5 protein-coding genes are annotated in these 4,199 nt (G+C 61.2%); 3 read left to right on the top strand and 2 right to left on the bottom strand.

The annotated features are described in order from the left end of the window. Nucleotides 1–8: 8 nt before the first annotated feature. Nucleotides 9–761, bottom strand: a complete 753-nt coding sequence (locus tag VGY55_17185; GenBank protein ID HEV2971715.1) for a glucose 1-dehydrogenase — start codon at nucleotides 759–761, stop codon at nucleotides 9–11. Between the two features lie 453 nt (nucleotides 762–1,214). Here VGY55_17185 and VGY55_17190 point away from each other — a divergent pair, with 453 nt between their 5' ends. Further along, on the top strand, nucleotides 1,215–2,120 hold the full coding sequence (locus VGY55_17190; GenBank protein HEV2971716.1) for a fructose bisphosphate aldolase: 906 nt from the start codon (nucleotides 1,215–1,217) through the stop codon (nucleotides 2,118–2,120). A gap of 55 nt (nucleotides 2,121–2,175) precedes the next feature. Here VGY55_17190 and VGY55_17195 read toward each other — a convergent pair whose 3' ends face one another. Continuing rightward, nucleotides 2,176–2,442 carry a hypothetical protein gene (locus VGY55_17195; GenBank protein HEV2971717.1) on the bottom strand — a complete coding sequence of 89 codons (267 nt, stop codon included), beginning with the start codon at nucleotides 2,440–2,442 and terminating at the stop codon, nucleotides 2,176–2,178. A gap of 234 nt (nucleotides 2,443–2,676) precedes the next feature. On the opposite strand from VGY55_17195, the gene VGY55_17200 reads away from it, so the two are divergent. Together VGY55_17200 and VGY55_17205 are read left to right on the top strand one after the other, a co-directional pair. Further along, nucleotides 2,677–3,243, top strand: a complete 567-nt coding sequence (locus VGY55_17200; protein HEV2971718.1) for an ECF-type sigma factor — start codon at nucleotides 2,677–2,679, stop codon at nucleotides 3,241–3,243. 102 nt (nucleotides 3,244–3,345) lie between these two features. Continuing rightward, nucleotides 3,346–4,199 (top strand): serine/threonine-protein kinase (locus VGY55_17205; GenBank protein HEV2971719.1); only part of this gene is annotated, 854 nt, incomplete at its 3' end.

Here is a 4,199-nt window from a genome sequence, read left to right on the forward strand (position 1 = left end):
TGGCCTTCTCAGCGCAGGCCTCCTGTTACGTAAAGCGTTTCTCCTGTGATAAATGACGACTCCGGGGAGGCGAGGAACGCGACCGCGGGCGCGATGTCCCGCGGCTGGCCAATCCGGCCGAGCGGCGTCTGGGCTTGAGCCTGCCGTTCGAAGTCACTTCCTGAGATACCGGTGGCGTGCAGCCCCTCGGTTTCGATCACTCCGGGACCGACCGCGTTGACGCGAATATTGCGCGGCCCAAGCTCCTTAGCCAGTGAGCGCGTGATGGCAGTGATGGCTGCCTTAGTGCCGCTGTAAACGGCCGCGTTGGGAGGGGCCAGTGTGACGGCGACCGAACTAAGGTTAATAACGCTGCCGCCGGCGGAGCCGAAATGCTTGACGGCTTCCTGCGTCGTTAATAGAAGCCCCAAGACGTTGAGATCAAACTGCTTGTGAAAGTGCTCGGCAGTGATCTCCTCCAAGGGGGCGAACTCATAGATGCCGGCATTGTTCACGAGGATGTTGAGCTTGTCATATGCCTTTTTGGTCTCGGCGAACAGACGGCGGATGTCGTCGACCTTGGAAACATCGGCCTGCACCGCGACGGCTTTACCGCCCGCCTTCGCGATGCGCTGAACCACCGCCTCGGCGCCCGCGCGGCTTTTCGCGTAATTGACCACGACCGCTGCACCGGCTGCTGCCAACTGTTCGGCAATTGCCGCCCCGATGCCCTTCGAAGCCCCCGTGACCACGGCGACTTGCCCTGCCAGGTTTTTCGACATGACACGACTCCTCCTCTGTTTAGTGGACAATTTCGCGGAGATTCGCCAGCGCAGTTTGTCGGACCGCGGCCAGCGCGCATCCAAAACGTCCAGCAGGAACCTATGCTCGCCGCCTAAAATCAGCAGATAAGGCGGACATTCGCGATGGAGCAAAGTACATGCCTTTGGCTATGGTTTTTCCCGTTCGGAACGAATCGCTACTAGGCGCGTCGGTCGGCCCGACGTTGGCAGACGTCGGCCGGCATCGTCGAGGACAGGAAGCGAGAATGAACTTCCGAAGGCGACCGAAAGGCAACTGGTGATCGCATCGCAGCCAAGAGTTGTTGCATGGCCCGTCCTTTCATCGTTTATTAGAATTGACGCAAGATTACAACCGACTCGATGCTCCGCCGCCGCTCGCCGAAGAGGGGAACGCTCGTGGCGGCGTCAAGGCACGAACCTGAAGGAGACGTTATGACACCTCTCGGCCTCACCGAACAGCAATTTCAAAAGATGAAGAGCCAACCGGGCTTCATTACTGCATTGGATCAAAGCGGCGGCAGCACGCCCGGCGCCCTGGTCCAGTATGGGATCAAAGAGGGCGCCTGGTCCAACGAAGAAGAGATGTACGCGGTCGTGCACCAGATGCGCACGCGCGTCATCACTAGCCCCGCTTTCAATGGCGACCGCATCCTCGCTGCAATCCTGTTCGAGAACACGATGGATCGCGCCATCGAAAACCGGCCGACGGCCGACTATCTCTGGAATGTCAAGCGGGTCGTGCCGTTCTTGAAGGTCGATAAGGGACTCGCAGCCGAGAGCGACGGCGTGCAGCTCATGAAGCCGATTCCGAATCTCGACGCACTTTTGGTCAGGGCCAAAGCGAAGGGAATCTTCGGCACCAAGGAGCGATCGGTCATCAAGCAAGCCAGTCCGTCGGGCGTCAAGAACATCGTCAACCAGCAATTCGAACTGGCTCGCCAGATCCTGGGCGCCAAACTGGTGCCGATCGTCGAGCCGGAAGTCGACGTTCACTGTCCGAAAAAGGCGGAAGCGGAGCGATTGCTCAAGACGTCGATTTTCGAGCAGCTCGACAGAATTCCGTCGGACGGAGTAGTCATGCTCAAGCTGACGCTGCCGGACCAAGACGATTTTTACGCCGAATTCGTCGGCCATCCCAAGGTCCTGCGCGTCGTCGCCCTCTCCGGCGGCTATTCGCGGGCCGAGGCGAACGACATCCTGCGCAGGAATCACGGCATCGTGGCCAGCTTTTCGCGGGCGCTGCTGGAAGGATTGTCGGCACAACATTCGGACGCGGAATTCAACGCCATGCTGGACAAATCGATCGCGAGCATTTATGAGGCGTCAACCGTCAAATAAGATCCGACGGCGCCGGCGATGGCAACGGCCACAGGATTCACGAGCCTGCTGCTGATTACTGACGTTTTAATCGTAGCGGGCTCGGCTTCCAGTCGCCGTTCATGCGGCTGAAATGTCGGCAATCAACATGACGACCGAGTCCCGGACCATGTTGTACCTTGGAATCGAACAACGCGCTCGCCAGATCACCGTCTCGCTTAGAAACAACCACGGCGATGCCGCGTTGGCTCGGCAGGTCAGAGCGGCTTGCTAGCCGGCTGCGCCCATAGCGCTTGACGGCCAGCGTCAGCCGGAGGCTGCCGAAGTCGAGATTCTGAGCCATTCCTTGGATGCTCCGGTCCGCCCGACCGCCGCGGTTTCGACCCGCTCGGCTGAACGTGGTAACCATCGCCAACTACCCAGCAATCTCTGCGGCGACGGGGGCCCGCGAATCGTGACTTGGAGGCGTCAGCGTACATTTGCTTGCGGCGCCTGTGCGGGCTGATTTGTGGCGGTAAGCCAAGCGAACGGCTAGACTCAAAGCACCTCCATCGCGGCCTCATTCGTGGCGGTGCCGATGAACGAAGTCACCCGCATCTTGTCCGCCGTCGAGCAAGGCGATCCACAAGCGGCCGAGCAGCTCTTGCCACTTGTCTACAACGAGCTGCGAAAGCTCGCCGCTCAGCGGCTGGCCCAGGAAAAGCCCGGGCAGACGCTTCAGGCGACAGCGCTCGTCCACGACGCTTATCTGCGCCTGGTCGGCGGAGACGCCACCCAGCACTGGAACAGTCGGGGGCACTTCTTTGCCGCCGCGGCCGAGGCCATGCGGCGGATTCTCATCGACAAGGCGCGCAAAAAGCAGCGGCTGAAACGGGGCCGTGGATTCCAGCGCGTTGATCTCGACGCCGTCGAAGTCTCCGTCGAGGAGCCGCCGGACGACCTCGTCGCGCTGGATGACGCCCTGACGAAACTCGCTCAAAAGCATCCCGACAAAGCAGCGCTGGTCAAACTGCGTTACTTTGCCGGTCTGACGATCGACGAGACCGCTCACGTGTTGGGTATTTCGCCGTCAACCGCCGATCGCCAATGGACTTACGCACGGGCGTGGCTTTACCGCCAAGTGGCCAGCGACGCCGAGCTGTAAGGCAGTCTCTGATTTCTTCGGATTTGGTTGGGGTCGTTCCGCGCCAAACGGCGCACTGTCTCATGAAGGCCCGCGCAGGCACCGCGCGTGGTGAGGTCGAAAATGGACGAAGCGTCAATTTTTCTGGAAGCGCTGCAAAAACCAGAGCCCGAAGACCGCGCTGCGTACTTGGATGGCGATTGTGCCGGAAACGCGGAGCTGCGGCGCAACGTCGAGATGCTGCTCAAGGCCGACGCGAAAGCCGGCGATTTCTTGAACAAAACTCCGGCCAATGTCGGCCCCACGATCGATCAATCTCCTGCCGATCGCCCCGGCACCGTGATCGGGCCCTACAAGCTCTTGCAGCAGATCGGCGAAGGGGGCATGGGCGTCGTCTGGATGGCCGAGCAAACGCAACCGGTACAGCGCAAGGTCGCGCTGAAGGTCATCAAGCCGGGCATGGACAGCCGCCAGGTGATCGCCCGCTTCGAGGCCGAGCGGCAGGCCCTGGCCATGATGGACCATGTCAACATCGCCCGCGTCCTCGACGCCGGGACCACGGAATCGGGCCTGCCCTACTTCGTCATGGAGTTGGTTCACGGCGTGCCGATCACCCAATACTGCGACGACATCCATCTGACGCCGCGCGAGCGGTTGGAGCTGTTCGTGCCGGTCTGCCAGGCGCTCCAACACGCGCACCAGAAGGGCATCATCCACCGCGACATCAAGCCGTCGAACGTGATGGTCACGCTCTACGACGGCAAGCCGGTCCCCAAGGTGATCGACTTCGGCGTGGCCAAGGCGACCGAGCAGCGGCTGACCTACAAGACGATGTTCACGCAGTTCGGCACGGTGGTCGGCACGCTGGAGTACATGAGCCCGGAGCAGGCGGAGATGAGCGCGCTGGGCGCCGATACGCGCAGCGACATCTACTCGCTCGGGGTGCTGCTGTACGAATTGCTGACGGGCAGCACGCC

It is taken from the genome of Pirellulales bacterium (assembly GCA_035939775.1).
Taxonomy (GTDB): Bacteria; Planctomycetota; Planctomycetia; order Pirellulales; family DATAWG01; genus DASZFO01.